Genomic DNA, 22881 nt, shown 5'->3' with positions numbered 1-22881 from the left:
AGTCAACAATCAAACCGTTGATGGCGCCGTAAAAAGTTCAATAGCTGCGTTACGCGCGATTTTTCAGAATTTCACATATATATAAGTACCCTGAATTCTTAGAAATAGCGAAAACTTTGATCTTGAACTTCATTTGAAGTTCCTTTTTTGGGCTATGCCGAAATTGTACTGCTTTACCCTGACAGCGGCGCGGAAAAGCGGGTTCCCGAGCGGAAATTGAGGCTCCTGGAGGCTCCTGAAGCGAGGAAACTCTTTTTTCGTGCCGCCGATCAGCCAAGGCGGTTATGGATTTCCTTTCTGCAGAAATATCGCCGCAGCTGGATAAGCAGCTTTTTACAGCGCCATCTGAAAACTGACCCCGGCCGCAGGGCTTGCTTTCTGCAAGCACACCGGGCAGCACGGGATTGCAGGAAGGCGGGAAATATTATAAAATACCAAATTGTCATTTACCGACGAAAAGGGAGAACTGCAATGATTGTTGACGCTCATGCCCATTGCGGAATCTATGATCGCTTTCCGCCCCAGGCGTTTGAAGATTACCTGGCTGCGGTTAAAAATAGTTCCATTGAAGGCGCGGCCATGTTTTCTCCGGTTATGGAAATCTATGACCGCAATGATCCGGATTTTGCTGATAACAAAGCATGGCAAAAGCAGCGAAAGGCCTCCAACCGTTATTTGCTCAGCCTGGAAAACCGCGAATTGCAGGTTTTTCCGTACTTTTTCATCTGGAACGATTTTGCCGTGGAGCAGCTTGATGACCGGCATTGCGGGATCAAATGGCATCGGCATGCGGATGAACCGGTATATCGCTATGAAGATCCGGCCTGTGTTGCGGCAGTGGCCGAAATTCGGCGCCGGGGAGTGCCTGTGGTGTTTGAAGAAGAGCTTTCCAATACCCTGCGGTTTGTCAATGAAATTGCCCGGGGTGTCAATGTGATCATCCCGCATCTGGGCATGCTAAACGGCGGATACCGGGCTATTGCAAGAAGCGGACTCTGGGAAAATCCCCGGGTCCACACGGATACCAGCCTCGCCTCCCGGGATGAAATCCTGAATTATATCGAATGCTACGGCGGCACCCGGATTATGTTCGGCTCGGATTTCCCGTTTGGCGACCCTGTGAGTGAGTTGAACAAAATCCGGGAGCTGCCCCTTTCAGAAAATCTGCAAAAGGCCATTGCCGGTGGCAATTTCCGAAAATTAATGGCGCAGGGGCAGGGTGGCGCTCTTATGAATTGGCGAAAATGATTTTTTGTGCTAGAGATGGTTGCACGAAAATGCGGGCGCGGAATTGTTCCTGCGGGATTTGCGCGCTGCAGATGTGATGTATCAAGGAGAACGTCCCGGCATGACCTGGTTCTGGAACCGCCCCTGGGGCATTGGTTTGAAGATGACCCTGGTAACTTTGATCCTTATCGCTGCCACAACATTTGGTTCCGCCGTGGTGGTGACTTCCATAATGAATGATTTTCTGCTGGATTCCCTGATCAAAAGAGGGTCTTCTGTGGCCCTGAGCGCGGCTACGCCTGCCGGATTCAGCATTTTGTCCGAAAATCAACTGGCCCTGGACAACCTGGTGTCCAAAATCACAGAATCCCAGAGCGATGTGGCCTATATGAGCATTGTGGACCACAATGGCGTCATATTGGCCCATAACCGGTTGTCTGCCGTGGGAGAGGCCTTTGCTGATATTAAAGGTCCTATGGTCAGGCGCACGGATAATTTTCAGACAAAGAAAATTAAGCGGGACGGAGTGGCTTGCTACGAGTTTAAAACCCCGATTCGGTTTGCCGAAAACCGGGTCGGGGATGTGATTATCGGCTTGAAAGCCGATGTCCTGGCGTCTGCCAGACAGGCCGCCCGCAGAAAGATCGGCCTGATTGCCATCCTGACCCTGGGTTTTGGCGTGGCCGGAACCCTGGTGCTGTCTTCGTTTTTTACCGCGCCGGTCAAACGGCTGGCCGCCGGGGTTTCCCGGGTCAAGTCCGGTAAAAGGGGCGTGGAGATCAAGGTCACGTCCCGCGATGAGCTCGGCGAGCTGACCCGGAATTTCAATGAAATGTCAAAAATGCTTCAGGCCCAGCAGCAGAGCCTGGAAAGCTACGCCCAAAACCTGGAGGAATCCTATACCTCCATGGTGCGCATACTGGCCGCTGCCCTGGATGCCCGGGACCAGTATACCCTCGGCCATTCGGCCAGGGTGGCCTGGCTGTCTTTGCAGATGGGCAAAAAACTGGGACTGGACCGGGAGGCGTTAAAAGAGCTGGAAATGGCTTGTTTTCTCCATGATATCGGAAAAATCAAAATCCCGGACAGGATTCTGGCCAAAACCGAACCCCTGACCAAAGAAGAATATGCCATTATTCAGCAGCATCCGGTGCATGGCGCGGATATCCTGCGGCTGTCCGCATCTTTGCACAAATATCTTCCCGCAGTGCTCCAGCATCACGAGTGGTATAACGGCAACGGCTATCCATACGGTCTTAAAGGCGAGCAAATTCATCTGCATGCCAGAATTGTGGCCATTGCCGACTGCTTTGATGCCATGACCACCTCCCGGCCCTATCGCACGGGCCGGTCCAGAAAAGACGCGGCCAGGGAAATAAAAAATTACAGAGGCATTCAATTTTGCCCGCATCTGGCCGATATATTTTTAGAAGCCTTAAATGAATTTGACGAAGTCGGGGAAATCCCTTTTGCCGGCGAGGCCATATGAAGATAAAAAAGTTTTTATTCCATGTATTGTTAACCGGGTTGCTGTTTTTCAGCGGCTGCAGTTATATTCCGGTGCAGTGGCCGGATTTTCCCGCAGGCACGGATCAGAAAGAAGCTCCAGTGTCCGCAAATGAAAAAGACGGACTGTCCCGGGACAGTTCCGGAAAAACCACTTCCCGGCAGAATGAGGATGCGGAACAGAAAAACAGAATCGAGCGCGGCCTGGCGCAGGGCAATGTGCTGGCCGCCCTTGACGGCGTGGGGGAAAACGTCCGGCAGGGGGGCTGTGGTCAGCATGTGTCATCCGTCTATGTCCGGGCGGTCAATCAGGCCATTCGGGAGGCCAAATCCAGGCTGGAGCAGGGCCGGGCGGCAGAGGCGGGCCCGCTGTTTCGTGCGGCACAAAAGCATTACCCGCAAGATCCGGCCCTTGCCTCGAAGATCCGTTTAACCCCGGCCGAGCTGGATGCCGGCATTGCCCAATGCGCCCAGCAGCTCATGGAAGAAGGGATTTCAGCCTACCGGCAGGAACGCCTTGAGGATGCCATTGAAATATGGGAAAAAATCCTTGTGTTTGATCCCATGCACCGGGCCGGCCGCAGCGCCATTGAGACTGCTGAAAGGCAGCTGGCCAACCTGAAAAAAATCGGCACCGGCCCGGAGCAGGAATCCAGATAAGGTTTTTATCTTACCCAAATTGAGCGTTTCAGATTTTAAAAATAGGTTTATGCGGCTTTGGACCCGATGGCCCCGGCCATGAGATCGCCCACCATTTTGTTAAAGCGCGACGGGTTTTCCACCTTTCCGCCTTCGGCAATGACCGCCAGGTCATAGAGCAGGTGGCTGTAATCCTTCAGCGACTCGTCATCCGGGCTGTTTTCATGGATCTGCCGGATTTTTTCCATGACCGGATGGCTGGTGTTTAGCTCCAGTATCCGTTTGGACTGAGGTACGGTCTGGCCCGAAGCCTTGAGCAGCTTTTCCATGTATGCGCTCATGTCATATGCATCCCCGGAAAGACAGGAAACCGAGTTTTTCAGGTGCGAGGAGGGCTTTACCGATTTGACTGTTTCATCCAGATAGCCCTGGATTTTGGTAAACAGATCCGCGTAGGTTTCGGATTGTTTTTCATCTGTTTCGTCAATGTCGAGATCGCCTTTTTCCGCGCTTTGCAGGGTTTTGCCCTCAAATTCCGTCAGTGTCTGCACAACGAATTCATCTACCGGGTCGGTCATGAGCAGGACTTCATAGTCCTTTTCCTTGAGGGCTTCCAAATGCGGGCTGTTTAGCATGGCGCTTAAGTTGTCGCCCGTGATGTAATAGATGTGATTCTGGTCGGATTTCATGTCATTGACATACTCGGTCAATGAGCGCCATTTGTCTTCTGACTTGGTGGTCTTGTAACGGATCAGCTTTGTGAGCCGGTCGCGGTTTTCAAAGTCCGAATAAACCCCTTCTTTTAACACCGCACCGAATTCATTGTAGAATTTTTCAAAGGTGTCGCCATCCATGTTTTCGAGTTTTTCAAGAATCTTTTTGACCAGGTTCTTGCGGATGTTGCGCACCAGGGCATCCTGCTGGAGCAGTTCCCGGCTGATGTTTAAATTCAGGTCCGGGGCATCCACCACTCCGCGGATAAACCGCAGATATTCGGGGAGCAGTTCCCGGCAGTTTTCCATGATAAAAACTCGCCGGCTGTAAAGCTGAACCCCGTGCTGCCGCTCCGGGGAAAACAGGTCAAAGGGCGCCTGGGACGGGATGTAGAGCAGGGCGGTGTATTCGGTCATTCCCTCGAGCTTGATGTGCATCCGATCCAGAGGCGGGTTCCAGTCATGGCAGATATGGGAATAAAAGTCGTTGTATTCCTCGTCGGTGATCTCGTTTTTGTTTTTGGCCCAGATGGCCTTCATGGAATTCAGGGTTTCTTCCCGGACAACTTTTTTCTTCTCCCCGCCTTCAACGGGATTGCCGTCTGCGTCGGTTTCGGGTTCCTCGCGCTCCACGTCCATGACCACGGGGTAGCGCACAAAATCCGAATGGCGCTTGACAATGCGCCGGATTGTCCATTCCTCCGTGAAATCCTCGTCTTCCAGGACCTTTGGGGAAAGATGCAGGATCACGTCCGTGCCGCGGCCCGGCTTGTCGGTTTCTTCGATGGTATAGGATCCGTCTCCGGCTGATTCCCAACGGGTTGCGCTTTGCTCGCCGGCCGCCCGGGTGACCACCGTGACCTTGTCGGCAGCGATAAACGCGCTGTAAAAACCCACGCCGAACTGGCCGATGAGTTCCGGGGTCAGGGCGTCTTCCTTCCTGGATTTTTCAAGAGCCTCCAAAAACGCCGCAGTGCCGCTTTTGGCGATTGTTCCCAGGTTTTCCTTGACCTCGTCTTTTGTCATGCCGATGCCGTTGTCCGAAACAGTCAGGGTTTTGTTTTCCTTGTCGGCGGCCAGCTTGATTTTAAATTCCGTGTCATCGCCGAGAATGTCCGGATCGGTCTGGGCCTGAAAGCTGGCCTTGTCAATGGCGTCTGATGCGTTTGAAATCAGTTCCCTGAGAAAAATCTCCTTGTTGGAATACAGGGAATTGATGATAATGTTGAGCAGTTGCTTGACTTCGGTTTGAAATTCATAGGTTTCGGCTTTTGGTGTCATGGTCCGACTCCTGTTTTTATGTTGTGTTATTGTCCAATGGCTTGTAAACCGGATTCCACAAAAGGAAGGCTTTGTGCCGCGTGCTTGGTTTGTCCATATAATGATGCTTGTTTTGGATTTGTCAACCCGTGGAAAACGGATTTAACCACCCATGATAGAACTCTATGATAACATGTCCGCTGACAGTGCGGATTTGTGCGGATTGATTTTGAAGGCCTCCGGGATTCCCTTTCGGGTGCGCAAAGACAGCAATGGGTGGGGTATATGGGTTGCGGCCCGGGATTTTTCCCGTGCGCGGTGTGCCGTGGACAGCTATTTCCGGGAAAACCGGCCGTCTGATGTTATTGATCAAAACCCGCTGCCGGAGCAGGATCACGGATATGCGGGCATTTGGACAGCAGCGTTCATGGCGGCGGTGTATGCGGGTGTTTCCCGCACAGCCGATATCCATGCGGTTTGGAACGATTTCGGGGCTTCTGCATGGAAAATTATGGACGGCGAGTTTTACCGTACTGTGACCGCCCTGATGCTGCATGCCGATGCCGTGCATCTGCTCGGCAATATGGCCGGATTGGCCGTGTTTGCCACGGCTGTCTGCCACGTGGCCGGATGGGGAGCGGGCATGCTCATGATCCTGGCCGCCGGCGCCGGGGGAAATATGGTCAATGCCGTGATGTATGAATCCGGTCACGTGTCCATCGGCGCATCCACAGCCGTGTTCGGCGCCATTGGCATTTTGTCGGGTTACCAGTTTCTGCGCCGGCGTGTTGTATTCCGGAAAAAGGCGGGAGCCTGGCTGCCCCTGGCCTGCGGCCTGGCATTGCTGGGGTTTCTGGGCGCAGGTGAGCACGTGGATCTGGCTGCCCACTTGTTTGGATTTCTTGTTGGCATATTTATCGGAATCGGATATGCCGGGGTCCATAAAACCATCAGCACCCGGGGCCAGAGGTTGTGCATGGCCGTTTGTTCGGCCGTTGTGGCTGGCGCCTGGGCTGTTGGCACATGGAAACAATTGTTTTAAAAGGCTTGTTCAGTCAGGCGTTGATGGCACCGTAAAAAACTTTTTACCGCGTCCGCTGTTGTTGCAGGAAGGAAGCCCTGCGGCCGGGGTTTCAGTTTTTTCGCTCCTGACCGTTTACGGATTCATCAAATGCCGTCGCTAAAATTTCAAAAACTCGGCCCGCCGGCCTCAAACAGTTTGAAATTTTTACGCTCCGGCATTTGCTGAATTTTTCCGTAAACGCTCAATGTCGCTTCAAAAACTGAAACCCCGGCCTTGGACTTCCTTGAAAGTCTTAAAACAGATATCATCGCCAAACAAGAAAAAAATAATTTATTGATTTTACATAACACTTAATCACTTAAAACTTAACACTGCCTGTAAAAATGATTTTTTACAGGTTTATCAGGAGTTGCAATGAAAGCCATCGCGGATTTGCTGTTTGAAGCCAAAATTCTGAAAAATATTCCCAGGACCGGGTTTGCGTTTCTGGGTGCAGGCCGGGAGTCTGTTGCGGAGCACTCCTTTACCGCCGCGTTTATCGCATTTGTCATGTCCCGGATGGAGCCGGAAGTCAACGGCCAGCGCCTGGTGTCCATGTGTCTGCTCCATGATCTTCCCGAAGCCCGCATCGGTGACTTGAATTATGTGCAAAAAAAATACGTCACCGCAGACGAGGATCGGGCCATTGCCGATGTGGTGGAAAATCTGCCCTTTGACAATGACATTGCCGAACTGCTGGCCGAGTTCAACAGCCAGCAGACCCGGGAGGCCCGGCTCGCCCATGATGCGGATCAGTTGGCCTTTATTCTTGATTTGAAATCCATTTCCGATGTGGGCGGTAAAACACCGGAAAAATGGCTGCCGGTGGTAAGAAAAAGGCTGAAAACCGAACTTGGCAAAAATCTGGCCGAAGCCGTCTCCACGCGCAGCTGGGATGCATGGTGGATGGAAACCTATGCTGAGTAGTACGGATAAAATCCTTGAAATAAAAGGCTTTTTGTTGTACTTTAAAAAAATTTGTAAATTCAGGCGGGCGGGTTTGGGCCGTGATGGTCCGTCATCCGGTTTAACCTTCAGGGTTGATATCCCGCCGGTGAATGGATAAAAGGACCATTTTGCAATGGAGCTGAAGTTAAACGAGTTTGCACACTGTTTGCAGATGCCGGTGACCACCATTGAACGGTGGATCCGCCAGGGACGCATCCCGGTGAAAAAAGTCGGGGACGCATGTGTTTTCTCCGAGACCGCGCTGAAAAAATGGGCCCGGACCCATAACCTGTCGTTTTGTCTTCCCGGTGAAAAACAGGAGGAAAAACCGGATCCCAAGATGGAAACCCTTTCAGAGGCCATTGGCCGCGGGGGCATCTATTACGACATTGCCGGTGATACCGTGGAACAGGTCATTGATTCGGCGGTATCAGCCATGCAGCAGGTCGGCTCCGAGACTGCCCGGCGAGTGCTTTATGAAAGTCTGGTGGCAAGAGAGCAGATGATGTCAACGGGCATCGGCAACGGTGTTGCCGTACCCCATCCCCGCACACCCCTTAGCAACAGCGGCATTGCCGACCAGATGGCAGCCTGTTTTCTGGAAAAGCCGGTTGATTTCAAGGCTGTGGACAAAAAGCCGGTACACGTGCTTTTTGTGCTGGTGGCCACAACGGCCCGGCAGCATCTGCACCTTCTTTCCCGGCTGTCTTTCTGTCTAAGGGACAATTCGTTTCTGACCCTTCTGTCCCAGCGGCCTGAGCCTGAAACCCTCAGAAAAAAAATGGCAGAATTTGACCAGCGTTTAAACAACGGTGAATAAATTCGCGGTGTTTTTTCGATTTCACTGAAATACCGGCAAATAAACATTGGCTTTGTTTCTAGGACCAAAAATTTGGCGAACGCCTTCCAGGTGGGTGTGGTTCCGCATGGACGACCGCCTGCTGCTGATCGCCATCGGCGCCCTGGTGGGCGTGTGCAGCGGTCTGGCAGCAGTGGCGCTGAATACCGGACTTCATTTCATGGCCGGGGCTTTGTCCGGGTTGCGCGCCCACTGGTGGCTGTTTGTGCTGCCGGGCATCGGGGCCATGCTGTCCTCGCTGTTTCTTGAAAAGGCGATCCGGGAAGGCGCCGGCCACGGCGTGCCCGAGGTGGTTTACAGTGTATCGCGCCACGGCGGTCTGATGCGGCTGCGTTCAGCTTTTTCCCGGCTGATTTCCTCGTGCCTGACCATCGGCAGCGGCGGTTCGGCCGGCCCGGAAGCTCCCGTGGTCATGAGCGGGGCATCCATCGGCTCCAATGTTGCCCAGTTTTTTTCCTTAAACGAGCGCCAGCGCATCGCTCTTGTCGGTTGTGGTTCTGCGGGGGCGCTGGCGGCCATTTTCAACGCCCCCATCGCCGGGCTGGTGTTTACCATTGAAATTATCGTGGGCGAGTGGTCCGCCCGCAATATTGTCCCCATTGCCGTGGCTTCCGTTGCCGGCGCCCAAGTCAGCCGGCTGCTTCAGGGCAACCAGATTGCATTTACCCACCTTCGCTTTGAGGTGGGAATTACGGCCACGCTTGCCGCCATCGGCCTGGCTGTTGTCACCGCCCTTGTCTCCATTGCCCTGACCCGGGCTTTGCGGGGCTCCCACCATGTTTCCGGAAAACTTCCGCTGCCCTTCTGGGTGCGGGCCTTTTTGGGCGGATGCGTGGTGGGGGCAATCGGGCTGGTGCTGCCGGAAGTGCTCGGCGAGGGGTACCATTCCATCCGCCAGATGGTGGAGGGCTCCTTTGCGCCGGGCCTGGGTCTGGTGTTTTTGCTGGTGGCCGCCAAGATCGCGGCCACGTCTTTTACCCTGGGCTGGGGCGGATCCGGGGGCATATTTGCCCCGTGCCTTGTCATCGGCAGTTTTTCCGGGCTCATGTATCACCGGTTTCTGGAAATGCTCTGGCCGGGGTTGTCTTTGGTCAATGAGGGATGTTTTGCGCTTCTGGGAATGGCCGGCCTGGTCAGCGGGATTCTGCAGGCGCCTTTGACCGGCATTTTTCTGATTGTTGAGATTACCGGCGGATATGAGACCATTCTGCCGCTGATCCTTGTCTCGGCCCTGTCCACAACCATTTGCCATGCCTGGGAGCCGGCATCCTTTTATTTCCGGGACCTGGTGGAAAAGGGGCAATACCTGCGTCCCAGAACCGATGCCAAGGTGCTGGCGGATTTAAGCATTGCCGAACTCGTGGAAACCGACTGCAAAACAGTGCCCCGCAGCATGCGCCTCGGCGAGTTCATCCGGGTGATCCAGCAGTCCCACAGAAATTATTTCCCTGTTGTGGATCCGGAAACCGGGCAGTTTGAAGGCATGATCCATCTCGACGATATCCGTCCGTACCTTTTTGATCCGCTGCTCTATGAAACGGTTTTTCTGGAGCAGATCATGGAGACAGACGTTGAGACTGTCGATATTCATGATGAGCTTTCAGTGGTGCTTGCCCGAATGGATGCAAAGGGCTTGTTCAGCATGCCGGTGGTATCGGCCGACCGGTTTATCGGTATGATTTCCAAGGCCACCCTGCTGGATAAGTATAGAAACGAATTAATGGTCCAGACCCTTCACTGACCCATGGGGCCAGGCCGGTTTGCCGCCGGCTGAGAGCGGGCCGCAATAAAAGGAGATGCGCCATGGAAATGCAGATGCTCCACATTTTCCGAAACACCCCCCTGGGCAGGGAAATGCTGCTGCAATCGGCTTATTTTTGCAAACAGCTGGAGATCCTGCCGCTGATCTACATTCCCGATTATGTCAAGTTTTTGATGTATTTTGAAAACGACGTGGTTCAGGTGGATCTGGATGCCTCCTATTTAAAGGCCCCGGACAGCGCAAAAGCGCATGCCTCCGAGATCATCCAGGGCATGGGCCTGCCGCAGCCCAGGTTTTTTACCCCCAAACATTTTACCGCCTCCACCCTGCCGGATCTTCCCGTGGATTTTGATTTCATGTGCTGTCCCAGAAGCATCTCGGATCTGTCTTCGAAAATCGGCCTGGGATATATCGGTCCCCGGGTGCGGCGCATTGTCAAATCCGCCCGGTTTCCCGTTCTGATCCCAAGCGCGGTTTACAAGCCATGGACAAGCATTGCCGTGCTGTTTGGCGGCTCTTCCAACGCGGTCAAGGCATTGCGCCTGGGAATCCGCCTCAGCCGCCGGTGCGGTCTGCCGTTGGACGTGTTTTCCCATCCGGAAAACCGTTCCCAAAAGGATTACGAAAACATTATCCAGGAGGCGGGACTAAAGGACGATTTTGACAACTACGTGCGCACATGGCGAATTTCTGAAAGCCGCCCCTTTCAGGAAAACCTCTATGAAATCCCACACGATGCCCTGCTGGTTCTGGGCGCCTACGGTCACGGCTTAATCAAGGAGCTGCTTTTCGGCTCCACCATGGAAATCGTGCAGACGGTTACGCCCAACAGTATGCTGATTGTGGGCCCCAATTACCGGGCAGTCATCTGATGCCGGATAACGAGTCAAAGGCTTGCTTTCGGTGAGATTCAGAGCTGGAGATCCACCCGGTTTAATTCAATGGGCCGCCGGATCACACTTTTTGCAGTTTTCTGAAATTGGCGGGTGATATCAGATACGTAAAACCGGGTTGTGCCGTTTTTGCCCAGCCTGGCATCTGTTTCCGGGTTGTCTGTTAAAAACTGCCGGATCTGGCCGGCCAGGGCCACAGAGGAGTCGATGATGCGTACCTTTTTGCCGATTTTACGGGCGATGATCGGTTTGATGACCGGATAATGGGTGCAGCCGAGAATCAGGGTGTCAATCTGTCTGACCTTTAAGGGATGGACGTATTTTTTGACAATCATACGGGTTTCAGGCTTGTCTGTCCAGCCTTCCTCCACCAGGGGCACCAACAGGGGGCAGGCCGTGGAGTGAACTTTTGCTTCAGCACTGCGCCGGCGGATTTTTTCCTCGTAGATGCCGCTTTCAATGGTGGCCCGGGTGCCGATCACGCCGATGATGTTTTTGCGCGTCTGTTCCAGGGCCAGGTCCACGGCCGGGCTGATGACTTCATAAATGGGCAGGTCAAAGCGCTCCTGGAGGGTTTGGGTGGCCACGCTGGAGGCGGTGTTGCAGGCCATGACAATGATTTTGGCCCCTTTTTCAATCAGAAACTCCGTGTTCTGGATGGAATATTCCACCACTGTGCGGCCGCTTTTGTTGCCGTACGGCGTCCGGGCCGTATCCCCGAAATAAACAATGTCATGGTCGGGGAGCGCATCCATGACCGCACGAACCACGGTGAGCCCGCCGATGCCGGAGTCAAATATGCCGATCATGAGCTTTTTCCGTCAGCTGGCGATTCGGATTGCCGGTTTCGCATGGCGTCGCGTTCGTGGAGTTTTTCCCGCACGCAGCGCAGGATGTCGTTTTTGTCAAATCCCGTGCGCATGCCCGGGCAGGCTTCGGCCATCACGTCCCAGCCAGCGGGGTTTTTCAACAGGTTTTCAATAAACGGCCAGGCACGGCACATTCGGGGTTTGACCGGGTGGATGGTGCAGAGCTGATCCCAGAACACGCAGAATCCGTCGTCCTTTTGCGCCAGAACATAGCCGCCGGCAGATGGTGTGCAGTACCGGCAGAGAAAAACGGCTTCTGAAATGCCCAGGTATGCGGCAATGTTTTCAATGTCGGTGCGGCTAATATAGGTGCCCCCGTAACCATGGCAGCACTGGCCGCACTGTTGGCATTCAAACAGGTCTTCCGGGGTAATTTCAGACCGCACGCCGGGCCTCCATGGCTTTTTTCAGGGTCACCTGGTCGATATACTTGAGTTCCCCGCCCATGGGAACCCCGGAAGCAATGCGGGTGACATTGACCTCAAATGATTTTAAGGCCTTGTCAATATAGTCGGCCGTGGCCTCGCCCTCCACGCTGGTGCTGGTGGCAATCACCACTTCTTTGACAGTGCCTGCGCGTACCCGGGCAACAAGTTCCCGGATGCGGATTTCTTCCGGACCGATACCGTCCATGGGAGAAATCAGCCCTTGAAGCACATGGTAGACCCCGGTAAATGCGCCGGATTTTTCAATTGCCGCCATGTCCGCAGGGCTTTCCACAACGCAGACAAGGCCGCTGTCCCGGCCCGGATCCCGGCAAATGGCGCAGGTTTCCTGATCGCTTAAGCAGAAACAGGTCTTGCAGACCGTGACCTGTTTTTTCAGCTCCCCGATGCTCTTGGAAAGGGCTGCGACTTCAGTATCCGGTGCGCTCAGCAGGTACATGGCAAAGCGCTCCGCGGATTTCTGCCCGATTCCGGGCAGTTTGCAGAACTGCCGGATAAGGCGGTACATGGCTTCTGGATAGTGTTTCATGAAAACGGGCTGCCTTTTTTCAAACGCCTTACATCATGCCCGGAAGATTCATGCCGCCGGTGAGCTTGTTCATTTCCTCGGAAACCATTTCCTGGGCGCGGCCAAGGGCGTCGTTGACCGCTGCGAGCACAAGGTCCTGGAGCATTTCCACATCCTCGGGGTCCACCACTTCCTTTTCGATCTGAATGGAGACCACCTGCTGCCTGCCGTTGGCCACGGCCTTGACCATGCCTCCGCCGGCTGTGGCTTCGATGGTTTTGTCGGCCATTTCCTCCTGCAGCTTGGTCATTTTCTCCTGCATCTGCTGGGCCTGCTTCATGAGTTTTCCCATATTCTTCATTGTGCATTTCCTCCTGCGGGCAATATTTTGATATCTACAATTTTGCCGTTAAATGTTTTGACTGCCGCATCCACCAGGGGGTGGTTTAATGCCTCTTCCCTGAGGGTTTTGGCTTCCTGTTTGCGTTTTTCCGAGTGGTTGGCTTCTCTGGAAATATTGAGCTCCACCCGGACATTTTTTTTCAGAAATTCGCTGCAGAGCTGCTCCATTCGGGTGATGCTTTTTTTCCGGTCAAGGAGTTCGATGTTGCTGCCTGATGACTTGATATCAATGACCAGGCGGCTGCCGTTTATCTCCCGGAGTTGGCTTTCGCCCATGCATGCGGCCAGAGACGGTTTTTGGGCTGCAATATGGTTTTTTAATGCCGCCCACAATGCCTCGTTGGTTTCATAGCCGGCAGCCGGGTCTTCGGGTGTTGACGGTGTTTCCGGGCCGTCGGGTTCCGGCGCCGGCTCAGGTGCTGGCTCAGGTGCAGTTTCCGGATCAGGCTCCGGCTCAGGCTCAGGGCCGGGATGCAGGTTTTCTGGTAAAGCCGCGGGCTCCGGGTTCCGGGGTTCGGATGGCGCCTCAGGCACGGCATTTACCGGAAGAGCTCCGCCCATTTCCTGTCTGAGCTGGTCGAGTTTTTCAATGAGCGTGTCCATAGACATGGCCGGCCGGATCTGCAGGAGCTTGAAAAAGGTCATCTCCAGCGCATGTCTGGGTGAGACAGACTGTCTGATCCGCCACTCGTCGGAAAACAGGGTGTTGACGATCTGGCTGAGATAGGGCTCGCTGACATGTTCCACCTGTTTGGCCATTTGTTTTTTTTCATGTTCGGGAACGTCTGTAAGGCTTTTTTCCGCCCCGCCCATTTTGATCAGCAGCAGGTTTCTGAAATGCACGATCAGCTCGGAATAAAACCGCAGCAAATGCCTGCCCTGGCGGTACAGGGCATCACAGATGCCCACAAGGGCGGCGGCATTGCCGGAAAAAAGGCCGTCTGCGGCATCAAAAAGCACCTGGCGGTCAATGACCCCGAGCATTTCCACCACCTGCTCATCTGAAACCTGTTCGGAACTGCAGGTCACAATCTGGTCGAGCAGGCTTAACCCGTCGCGAATGCTGCCGTCTGCCTCCCGGGCAATAACAGCCAGGGCGTTTTGACTGATCTGCATTTGCTCCTGCCTGCAGATTTCCGCCATGTGGGCTGTGATGTCGTCAATGGCCACCCGCCTGAAGTCGTAGCGCTGGCACCGGGAAAGGATGGTGACCGGGATTTTGTTGGGCTCTGTGGTGGCAAAGAAAAACAGCACATGGGCCGGTGGCTCTTCCAGGGTTTTTAACAGGGCGTTGAATGCCGCATCACTGAGCATGTGGACTTCATCGATGATAAAAATTTTATACGGGCTGGAAGAGGGCTTGTATTTGGCGGTTTCCCGAAGTTCCCGGACGTTTTCCACCTTGTTGTTGGAGGCCCCGTCGATTTCAAACACGTCAGCAGCGCTGCTGGTAGTGATTTCCCGGCAGGAGGGACATTGGTTGCAGGGTTTGTCCGTGGGACCGTTGTGACAATTGACGCATTTTGCCAGGATTCGCGCAACAGTGGTTTTGCCCGTGCCCCTGGGGCCGGAAAACAAAATGGCATGAGCCAGACGTCCGGTGGTGACCGCATTGGCCAGGCTGCGGGTGATATGGGCCTGACCGATGACATCGTCAAACTGCTGCGGACGGTATTTGCGTGCAAAAACCAGATAAGCCATGCCGGCGGTGCCTTCAATCCCTGCTTGTTGATGCATGCATCATCCCCGTCACTGACCGCTTCCGGAAATACCGGCATTTGCCGTGGATTGTCTCTACAGGCCGGCGGATCCCGGCGGTAACAGCAAAAGCAGAGATGATGGGGAAGGGTTCTTGTCGATCAGTGCCTTGTTTCCCGGCATAAAAAGTGGCGGAGAGAGAGGGATTCGAACCCTCGGTACCCTTGCGGGTACACACGCTTTCCAGGCGTGCACCTTCAGCCTCTCGGTCATCTCTCCGCAGGCACGTTTTTTATGGGAGCCCTTAAAAATTGTTTTTTCTTAAATACCAAAAAGCAAAGGGGCTTTTCGTCCCGGCAGGAAACATCACCAGGCCGGCCCCGTCATGCAGTGGGTGTTATACCCGGCCTTTGGGTGGTTGTCAAGGAATCTGGTTTAAAAAGTTGCAGCTCCGGTCCATCAGGTCTTTTTTGCCGGGCTGTCCTTTTTTTGGCAGGGCATCCAGGCCGGATCAACCGCCTGCCTCACTTTTAAGGCCAGTTCCCGGATGGAAAATGGTTTTTGAATAAATTGAACGCCTTTTTCAAGAACGCCGTGTTGGGCAATGACCCTGGATGTGTAACCCGACATGTAAAGCGCCCTGATTTCTGGATTGCAGGCGGACAATTGCCGGAAAAGCTCCCGGCCGTTCATCTCCGGCATGATAACGTCGGTGATGAGCAGATCTATCTTTTCTCCATATGTTTCTGCAAGATGCAGTGCGGCTTTTGGACTTTCAGCATTGATGACCGTATACCCCAGCTTTTCAAGCATGCTGCCGGTCAGTTGCAGGATTGCGGTTTCATCTTCGACGACCAGGACGGTTTCCGAGCCGGTGGGCAGCTGCGGTCCGGGTTCTTGTGCGTGCACGGACGAGGATTGTGCTTCTGTGTGCCTTGGAAGATATATTTTAAAGCTCGTTCCTTTTCCCGGCTCACTGTAGGCGTTGATAAATCCGCTGTTTTGCTTGACAATGCCGTAGATCGTGGACAAGCCGAGACCGGTTCCCTCCCCTGCGGTTTTGGTGGTGAAAAACGGCTCAAAAATGCTGTCCATGGTTTTTGGATTCATGCCGCATCCGTTATCGCTTACAGCCAGCATGACGTATTGCCCCGGCGGAAGCCCTGCAAGGGATTGCCAGTCTGAATCGTCAAAAACAACATTTTTCGTCTCTATGGTCAGCCTGCCCACATCGGATATGGCATCCCGGGCGTTTACGGCAAGGTTGGCCATGATCTGATCGATTTGTGAAGGATCGATTCTGATCTTCCACAGGTTGTTTCCGGGGAACCATTGAAGGTGAATGTTTTCGCCGATAAGGCGCTGCAGCATTTTGACCATATTTGAAATCGTTTCGTTGAGATCAACCGGCAGGGGGGAAGCTGTCTGTTTTCTGGCAAATGCCAGCAGCTGCCGGACAATTGCGGTTGAGCGGTTTCCGGCGCTGTATATTTCACGGATATTTTTATAAATCGGCTCCGCAGGATCAAGCTGGTCCAGGCAAAGCTCGGCATACCCATTGATGATGGACAGCATGTTGTTGAAATCATGGGCCACACCTCCTGCCAGGCGTCCCACGGACTCCATCTTCTGGGCCTGATTCAGCTGCTTTTCCAGCCGCGCCTGCTCGGTGGTATCTGTGGCAATGAAGCATACTGCAACAGGGTTGCCGATTGTGTCATGGATCAATTGCGTGCGGCAATCCATGAAAGCTTCATTTCCGGTTGCCGTGCTGCCGGACATCTTTCCGTGCCAGTATCCTTTTTGCTTTGTTTGTTTCATAATCCGGTCAATTGAAGCGGTTTTATCCGTATCCGGACTGCAAAGCACCGCAGCATCGTGATTGTGTGCTTTTTGTGAAAAAGCCGGGGCCTGGGCTTCGGCCTTGTTGACATAGGTGATATTGCCGTCCAGATCGGTCACTGTTACGCGGTCCTGAATTTGATCCAGCACCAGGGCCTGCAGCCGATAGGCATCTTCAGCCTGTTTGCGCCTGAAGATCTCATTTTTCAGTTCTGCGTTGGCCCTGGAAAGTTCATTGGATTGAAGTTTTTGTGCTTCAAGGGACCGCACCATTTCGTTTTGCAGTTTTCCCGGTATAAGGACGCCGGCACCGGCGAAAAAGACAAAAACACCGGCTGCGGTGAGCCAGGAGATCATCTGTTTTGAGAGAAAGTTGAGGTCTGCGTCCACACTTACAACGCCGGTGCTCATGGCCACTCCCACCCCGACAATGGTCGCCAGGCCGGCGATAAGGGTCAGGATTCCGGCTCTTTGCCCAAGGAGCACCGTTATCAGGACAGAAATAATCAGAAAAATGTGAATGCCCGCACCGCTGAAGCCGAAATGGATGAGATTGTGGAAACCACAGGCAAAAAAGACGGCCAGCAAAAGCGATGTCTTCCAAAAAAAGGCCATGCGATTCTGCAATAGCGTCATGGCGGCAATAATGACAAACAGGGTCAGGTAAAACAATGGAGAAACATTATCCCCGATGGCCCGGGTTTCTTTTGAAGCGATAAAAAGGGCCGGCACCGAGGCGATTGCACTGATGTAGAGCAGCCTCCGCAAGAAGCGTTCCTGCATCAGGCGGATTTCATCGCTTGGGGCTGAACCCCGGACAATGCCGGGCAAGGCGATTGTTTTGATCAGGCCCCATATTTTGCGCAATGTTGGTTTCCCTGGATTTTTGCCGTTACAATTCCACCAGGTGAAATGCAACCTGCTGCAAATCTTCCTGGAATTCCTCTCCGCATTCCTGTGCAATATCATTGTCCGGGTGGTATTTCCATCTTATTTCCACTGACACCCCTTTTCCGGCGGCCTCCTCGAGCAGATCAAAAAAATTCATAAAAACCTTGGAACTGCTGCTGTTAAAATAAATCAGTTCGATGTCCACATGAATATCTTCGTTGCTTAACTGCTGAAGGTATGCTTCCAGCCATTGCAGCATGGGAGAGTAGAATTTGGCGGAGTTTTCCGGATAAGATTCCCCGCTGATTTCCAGGCGGTGTTTTTCAGGGTCAAAGTGAATTCTTGGGGTTGATTTGGTCTTTTCCCGAAAAAAAACTTCCATTGCTGACTCCTTAGACAATATATCCAATGCATTGAGGTATCATTCAGATAATCGCGGTGACCACAAAAAAATCCTTTTCTGTGCTGGTGGGCAGGATGCTGAATTGGATCGGCTGTGAGGCCTTGCGGGCCATTTCAATAAAACCCAGCCCGGCTCCCTTGCTTTGCTCTGCCGGGTCTTTTCTTCGCTGCTGCTTGTAGTAGCGCTTGAGTTCGTCCTTGTCCATGGCCTGAATTTTGTTGAGCTTTTCAGCAAGGGGGCCTTTCTGGTCCTGAGTAATGTAGTTGCCGCATTGGATATAAAAATGGTTTTCCTGTTTGCCGATGATTAAAACCCCAAGGCTCAGATCCTGCTCTTCACCGCCGATGATTCCTTTTTCCGCGGAATAATTGATCACATTCTGCATGAGTTCAACAAAAATCGAAAAAACTTTTTGTGTCACGCTGGTACTTGTTTCTTCCAGGTTCATTTTCTGTCGCAGGGTCTCGCCGATACCTTCCAGCAGGCTTTGGGATACCGGACCGCTGAAACTGAAAATGATGCCTTCATGCCTGAGTTGCTCGTAGAATTGTTCAATCTGATGCATCATTGCCCATCACCTTTTCTTTGATCTGATTGCGGCCTGCTTTTTTGGCTGCATAAAGCTGCCTGTCAGCGGCCTCGATAAGGTCTTGGTGCCTGTCGATTTTTTCCGGAAACATTACTGCCACGCCAATGCTGACCGTGACAACCGGTGCAATATCGGAGCATTGGTGCGCAATGGCCAGTTCACCAATACGGCTTTGAACATCGGATGCAACCGTTATGGCACCGGTTGACGTTGTTTCCGGAAGTAAAATAACAAATTCTTCACCTCCATACCGGGCCGCCAGATCCCCGGGTCTTTTCACGGCCCGGCCCAGAGCGCCGGCCACCTGAATGAGGCAGGCATCTCCTTCTGCATGGCCGTAATGATCATTGAACTGCTTGAAATAATCCAGATCCAGAAGAATCAGTGCCAGCGGGCGGCCCGTTCGCAGGGCCCGGTTCCATTCCGTTTCCAGGCGCTCGTTAAAGCACCTTCTGTTTGCAATTGAAGTCAGCCCGTCGATATAAGACATTTTCGACAGGATTTCCTTGTGAGACTGGAGCTCAGCATTGAGCTCATTGAGATTTTTCTGCATGCGATCGCTCATTTTCACCAGCCGCTGGGTCTGGCGGAAAAGCTTTTTATATTCGGTCAGCAGGTCAGAATAAGGCCGGGCAAGGGGATTGCCGGCACTGTTTTCCGTGACCAGAAGGTGTTCGGCTTCATCTATCACCTTTGTTTCCCGTAAAAATATGGATTCTTCGTCCAATGTGTCCTCTCCTGGTTTAAACCCTCTTAATAATACTTATCCCGCTGATCCATCCGTCGGTTCAGGCTTTGAGGTGCAGACCGAGAAATGTGATATCATCGCGTTGTTCCTCGCTGCCCTGAAATTCTTCCATCATATTTGCAAGGCTTTGTTTTTGTGCGTCCATGGGGTCTTTGCAGATGTGGGTCAGAAAATCGCGGATGCGCCGTTTCCCCACTGGCAGGCCGGTATTTTCAGCGATTTGGTCAAAGGTTCCGTCAGTGGCCAGATAAACTCTCAATGGCTTGTCCACGGCAATTGTGTGGGTTTGAAACGGGTAGTCGGGATTTGAAGAGCGATATCCCAGGCTTTGCTTGTCTCCCTTGATTTCCAGGAGCCTGCCGTCGTTCTCATAAAGCAGCCCCAGGCGCGCCCCGGCAAAAAATAGGGTAGACCCGGATCGCTGATACGTGCAAAGGGCCATGTCCAGGCCGTCTTCTGAAAACCGGCAGGTCTTCTGGTTGCCGAGCATATTTTGGACAATGCGGCTGACTTCCTGCAAAACCCGGTGAGGACGCTGCAGCCCGAACTCGCTTACCACACGATTCAATACCGAAACCGCCGCCATGGTCATAATCCCGCCGGGAACCCCGTGTCCTGTACAGTCAATAACCGCTATGGCAAAACCGTCCTCCTGATCTTTGCTCCAGATCATATCCCCGCTGATAACATCCTTTGGCCGCCACAGAGTGAAACATTCCGGGACAAATTGTTTTATCTGCAGCTCTGTGCTTAAAATCGCCTGTTGGATGGTTTGCGCATAGTGAATGCTTTCCATAACATTGTCAAGGACTTCGGATTTGGCATTGTTGGCCTCCTCGGCTGCAACCTTGGCGTTTTCCAGAAGGCGGGACTGCTCTTCCAGTTCCCGGGTCCGCTGCCGGACCTTGTCTTCCAGCTGCCGGGTATGATTTTTGATTTTGCCGACCATCACGGCAAAAGCCCTGCTCAGGTCACCGATCTCGTCATTTTGGGCCGAGGGCAGGGGCGCATCATACCGGCCCCGGGAAAGCGCCGTGGCCGAATGATGGAGCCTGTTTAAGGGGCGCAGGATCATCCTGTCCACGCCGTAGCCGAAAAGCGCCACCAAAACGATGAACATAACGGCCAGGGCGGCAATGGCCGTTGTAATCCAATTTTCATCAATTACCTGTGCAGCCTTTAAATCCACGGCATTGACCACGTACCATTTGAGTTCCGGCAGCCAGGACAGAGCCAGAATCTGCCTTTTTCCATCCAGTTGAGCCCAAAGAGAGGCAACCGTGCCTGGTGCCTTCCGGGCCTTTTCCATTGCTTTGCCCAGATTTTCGTGACCGGCGCCGCCGCCAAGCAGATCCCTGAGGGAAAACTTCGCTTTGCCGGCATCGGCACCCGAGCCAAAGGAGATCAGGCTCTGATCCGGATGGGCCTGGATAAGTCCCTGGCTGTTGATGATCATGGGGGTTACGCCAGGTTCATCCGTATGGATAAATTCATCCAGAAATGCATCAAGTTTCAGGCCGGTGCCGGCCAGTCCGATTTTTTCAGCCCCGTTGCGGACAATCACGTTGATCCAGACCCGGGTTTCCCCAAGATGTACATCATGATTGACATTGATGTTGAAGTTTTCGCATTCGGCCATGGTTTGAAAAAACCAATTGTCATCGGGGTTGTCCGGATCCAGGTGATATCGCGGTTGCCGGCTGTAGGGCTTTTCACTATTGTTTAAACTGTAGGCAAGGTTTTCACGGTTGACAATAAAGTAGTTGTTGTCGGCAAAGTCCCGCCGGAAACCGCTGGCCTCCCGGAAGAACAGGGCTTTTTTCTTTGATGAATCCTCGTTGAGCAGCCATTGGCGAAGCAGCACGGAGTCGGCAAAACGGCAGGCCAGGGCAAGTTCTCTGGTGACAGGGGCTTTGATTTTCTGAGCGCTGAGCCGGGTTAGATTCAGGGTATAGGCTTGGCCCAATTCCGCACGCCCCTTTTCCAGCACCTGCCATCCGATCACCACAACCGGCCCCAGAACCACCATGCATGCCAGGATCAGTGCCAGCATGGACTTGATCCGTAAACGGGAATTGAAAAGCGCCATAAGTCGGTCACCCTTTTGGTAAAAAATTCAGGTTTTCTGTTTCAGGCTGCCGCCGGAAACAGAAAATAGTTTGATTTTGGCTATTTCTTTTGCATTTGATTGAAAAAGCGCAATATTTGTATTTGCTGCAAAAGCCTGTGGCGATAATGGGTTTTATGAAAAGCCGCGGTGCACAATAAAAATGCTTCGGGCTTATTCACCTATCGGGCGGGAAACCTTATTTCTTTAGCCTTTTTATGGTATGCTGCAGACAAACAGCCACCAAAGCCGGGAGAAATAAACATGGTCGATTTTTTGAAAGCAATGTATGTCAGGTTTCTGGGCAAAACGCCGATTGCCTTTAAAATCGTTTTTACAGACGGCACCTGTTATGCCCATGGCACCGGGCCGCCGGCTTTTGTGATCCGGTATAAGACAAAAACAGCCCAGTTCAACTCCATGCTGTTTTTTGGATGGGGACTGATTGAATCCTACATTAACGGCGGTGTGGATATAGAAGGGGATTTAAAAGCCCTGATCCGGGCAACCGCTGACAATGAACCGTCTTTGGCCCAAACCGCCCGGCAGACTCGTATTTTCCATCCCCTTATCCGGATGCGCAACCTGTGGCACGAGATGCTGTTTGGCAACCGGAAAAGCAGCCAGGGGGTAAAAAACGCCCTGGCGCATTATAACCGCGGATCCGATATTTTCTGGCAGTACCTGGATCCCACCATGACCTACACCTGCGCATACTGGAAAGAGGGCACCCGGAGTCTGCGTCAGGCACAGGAAAACAAGCTTGATCATGTCTGCCGGAAACTGCGGCTCAAAAAAGGCGAGCACTTAATCGACGTGGGCGGCGGATGGGGTTCGCTGCTTTTTCATGCGGTAAAAAATTATGGGGTGATTGGCACCAACTTAAGTCCCACTACAGATCAGAACCGCTGGCTGGTAGACAAGGCCCGGCAGGAAGGCATTGCCGATAAAATTCGCGTCCAGGAAAGTGACTTCCGGCAGGTGTCGGGCACATATGACAAGTACGCATCCCTGGGGGTTTACGAACATGCGGGAAAAGGCCAGCTTAAGGACTGGATCCGGTCCATGGCGCAATGCCTGAAGCCCGGGGGAATCGGCCTGCTGCATTTTATCGCCCATGATCGTCCCATGGACACGGACTTTTTTATCCGGAAACATATTTTTCCCGGCGGATATCTGCCCGGTCTGACCGAAACCATTGATTTAATGGCAGTCCATGGTCTTGAAATACTCGATATTGAAAATCTCCGCCGCCACTATGCCCTGACCCTGGATCAGTGGGCCGCAAGGTTTGATGAAAACTGGGCCATGATCAACAGCTACAATCCCAAGCTGTTTGACGAACGCTTCCGCCGGACCTGGCGGGCCTATCTTCATTCCTGTGCCGCGTTTTTCCGGACTCCCAATTCGGTGCTTCGGCTCTACCAGATTACTTTTTGCAAGGGAAACACCACGGATTATCCAATGGACAGGGGTTTTATATATAACTCATAGATATGGGCCGCAAA

20 protein-coding genes and 1 tRNA gene are annotated in these 22881 nt (G+C 53.0%); 9 read left to right on the top strand and 12 right to left on the bottom strand.

The features are described 5' to 3' along the window. Nucleotides 1-471 precede the first annotated feature (471 nt). The 3 genes from HNR65_RS09195 to HNR65_RS09185 all read left to right on the top strand — a co-directional run bounded on the left by HNR65_RS09195 (nt 472) and on the right by HNR65_RS09185 (nt 3393). The gene (locus HNR65_RS09195) at nt 472-1248 is read left to right on the top strand and encodes an amidohydrolase family protein (RefSeq protein WP_181551194.1); all 777 of its coding nucleotides are present in this window, start codon (nt 472-474) and stop codon (nt 1246-1248) included. 100 nt (nt 1249-1348) lie between these two features. Then, nucleotides 1349-2716 carry an HD domain-containing phosphohydrolase gene (locus tag HNR65_RS09190; protein ID WP_181551193.1) on the top strand — a complete coding sequence of 456 codons (1368 nt, stop codon included), beginning with the start codon at nt 1349-1351 and terminating at the stop codon, nt 2714-2716. Beyond that, entirely contained in the window at nt 2713-3393 is a 681-nt protein-coding gene (locus HNR65_RS09185; RefSeq protein ID WP_181551192.1) for a hypothetical protein, read from the top strand. The genes HNR65_RS09190 and HNR65_RS09185 overlap by 4 nt, the downstream gene beginning before the upstream one ends. 47 nt (nt 3394-3440) lie before the next feature. Here HNR65_RS09185 and htpG read toward each other — a convergent pair whose 3' ends face one another. Continuing rightward, on the bottom strand, nt 3441-5366 hold the full coding sequence (htpG, locus tag HNR65_RS09180) for a molecular chaperone HtpG (protein ID WP_181551191.1): 1926 nt from the start codon (nt 5364-5366) through the stop codon (nt 3441-3443). Nucleotides 5367-5517: 151 nt separating this feature from the next. On the opposite strand from htpG, the gene HNR65_RS09175 reads away from it, so the two are divergent. The 5 genes from HNR65_RS09175 (at nt 5518) to HNR65_RS09155 (ending at nt 10849) form a co-directional block, all read left to right on the top strand. Further along, nucleotides 5518-6387 (top strand): rhomboid family intramembrane serine protease, encoded by an 870-nt coding sequence (locus tag HNR65_RS09175; protein WP_181551190.1) that lies wholly within the window; start codon nt 5518-5520, stop codon nt 6385-6387. A gap of 396 nt (nt 6388-6783) precedes the next feature. Next, nucleotides 6784-7335: an HD domain-containing protein gene (locus HNR65_RS09170; protein WP_181551189.1), complete on the top strand. Its 552-nt coding sequence runs from the start codon at nt 6784-6786 to the stop codon at nt 7333-7335. 154 nt (nt 7336-7489) lie between these two features. Then, complete coding sequence (locus tag HNR65_RS09165; protein ID WP_181551188.1) at nt 7490-8176, top strand: PTS sugar transporter subunit IIA; 687 nt, start codon at nt 7490-7492, stop codon at nt 8174-8176. Between the two features lie 106 nt (nt 8177-8282). Further along, nucleotides 8283-9956 carry a chloride channel protein gene (locus HNR65_RS09160; RefSeq protein WP_181551187.1) on the top strand — a complete coding sequence of 558 codons (1674 nt, stop codon included), beginning with the start codon at nt 8283-8285 and terminating at the stop codon, nt 9954-9956. A 62-nt stretch (nt 9957-10018) separates the two neighbouring features. Further along, the gene (locus tag HNR65_RS09155) at nt 10019-10849 is read left to right on the top strand and encodes a universal stress protein (protein WP_181551186.1); all 831 of its coding nucleotides are present in this window, start codon (nt 10019-10021) and stop codon (nt 10847-10849) included. Between the two features lie 38 nt (nt 10850-10887). Here the strand turns inward: HNR65_RS09155 and murI are convergent, their stop codons facing one another. From murI to siaA, 11 genes are all read right to left on the bottom strand, one after another. Then, on the bottom strand, nt 10888-11679 hold the full coding sequence (gene murI / locus HNR65_RS09150; protein ID WP_181551185.1) for a glutamate racemase: 792 nt from the start codon (nt 11677-11679) through the stop codon (nt 10888-10890). Further along, a complete protein-coding gene (locus HNR65_RS09145) occupies nt 11676-12125 on the bottom strand; it encodes a YkgJ family cysteine cluster protein (RefSeq protein ID WP_181551184.1) in 450 nt (149 codons plus the stop codon). Before HNR65_RS09145 ends, murI begins: the two co-directional genes overlap by 4 nt. After that, nucleotides 12115-12714, bottom strand: coding sequence for a recombination mediator RecR (gene recR, locus HNR65_RS09140; RefSeq protein ID WP_181551183.1), 600 nt, complete (start codon nt 12712-12714; stop codon nt 12115-12117). The genes HNR65_RS09145 and recR overlap by 11 nt, the downstream gene beginning before the upstream one ends. Before the next feature lie 28 nt (nt 12715-12742). Then, nucleotides 12743-13054, bottom strand: a complete 312-nt coding sequence (locus tag HNR65_RS09135; RefSeq protein WP_181551182.1) for a YbaB/EbfC family nucleoid-associated protein — start codon at nt 13052-13054, stop codon at nt 12743-12745. Further along, a complete protein-coding gene (dnaX, locus tag HNR65_RS09130; protein ID WP_181551181.1) occupies nt 13051-14832 on the bottom strand; it encodes a DNA polymerase III subunit gamma/tau in 1782 nt (593 codons plus the stop codon). The genes HNR65_RS09135 and dnaX overlap by 4 nt, the downstream gene beginning before the upstream one ends. A gap of 150 nt (nt 14833-14982) precedes the next feature. Then, nucleotides 14983-15072, bottom strand: a tRNA-Ser gene (locus tag HNR65_RS09125). Between the two features lie 180 nt (nt 15073-15252). Then, nucleotides 15253-17502 (bottom strand): response regulator, encoded by a 2250-nt coding sequence (locus tag HNR65_RS09120; RefSeq protein WP_181551180.1) that lies wholly within the window; start codon nt 17500-17502, stop codon nt 15253-15255. 25 nt (nt 17503-17527) lie between these two features. Then, nucleotides 17528-17908, bottom strand: coding sequence for a DUF1987 domain-containing protein (locus tag HNR65_RS09115; protein WP_181551179.1), 381 nt, complete (start codon nt 17906-17908; stop codon nt 17528-17530). A gap of 43 nt (nt 17909-17951) precedes the next feature. Further along, nucleotides 17952-18497: a SiaB family protein kinase gene (locus tag HNR65_RS09110; protein ID WP_181551178.1), complete on the bottom strand. Its 546-nt coding sequence runs from the start codon at nt 18495-18497 to the stop codon at nt 17952-17954. Then, a complete protein-coding gene (locus HNR65_RS09105) occupies nt 18481-19245 on the bottom strand; it encodes a diguanylate cyclase (RefSeq protein WP_181551177.1) in 765 nt (254 codons plus the stop codon). The genes HNR65_RS09110 and HNR65_RS09105 overlap by 17 nt, the downstream gene beginning before the upstream one ends. A 61-nt stretch (nt 19246-19306) precedes the next feature. Further along, nucleotides 19307-21355 carry a biofilm regulation protein phosphatase SiaA gene (siaA, locus tag HNR65_RS09100; protein ID WP_181551176.1) on the bottom strand — a complete coding sequence of 683 codons (2049 nt, stop codon included), beginning with the start codon at nt 21353-21355 and terminating at the stop codon, nt 19307-19309. A gap of 282 nt (nt 21356-21637) precedes the next feature. On the opposite strand from siaA, the gene HNR65_RS09095 reads away from it, so the two are divergent. Further along, entirely contained in the window at nt 21638-22867 is a 1230-nt protein-coding gene (locus tag HNR65_RS09095) for an SAM-dependent methyltransferase (protein WP_181551175.1), read from the top strand. Nucleotides 22868-22881 lie beyond the last annotated feature (14 nt).

Source organism: Desulfosalsimonas propionicica, assembly GCF_013761005.1.
Lineage (GTDB): Bacteria > Desulfobacterota > Desulfobacteria > Desulfobacterales > Desulfosalsimonadaceae > Desulfosalsimonas > Desulfosalsimonas propionicica.
The sequence above is the reverse complement of the archived record's forward strand: the minus strand, read 5'-3'. Positions and strand labels throughout refer to the sequence as shown.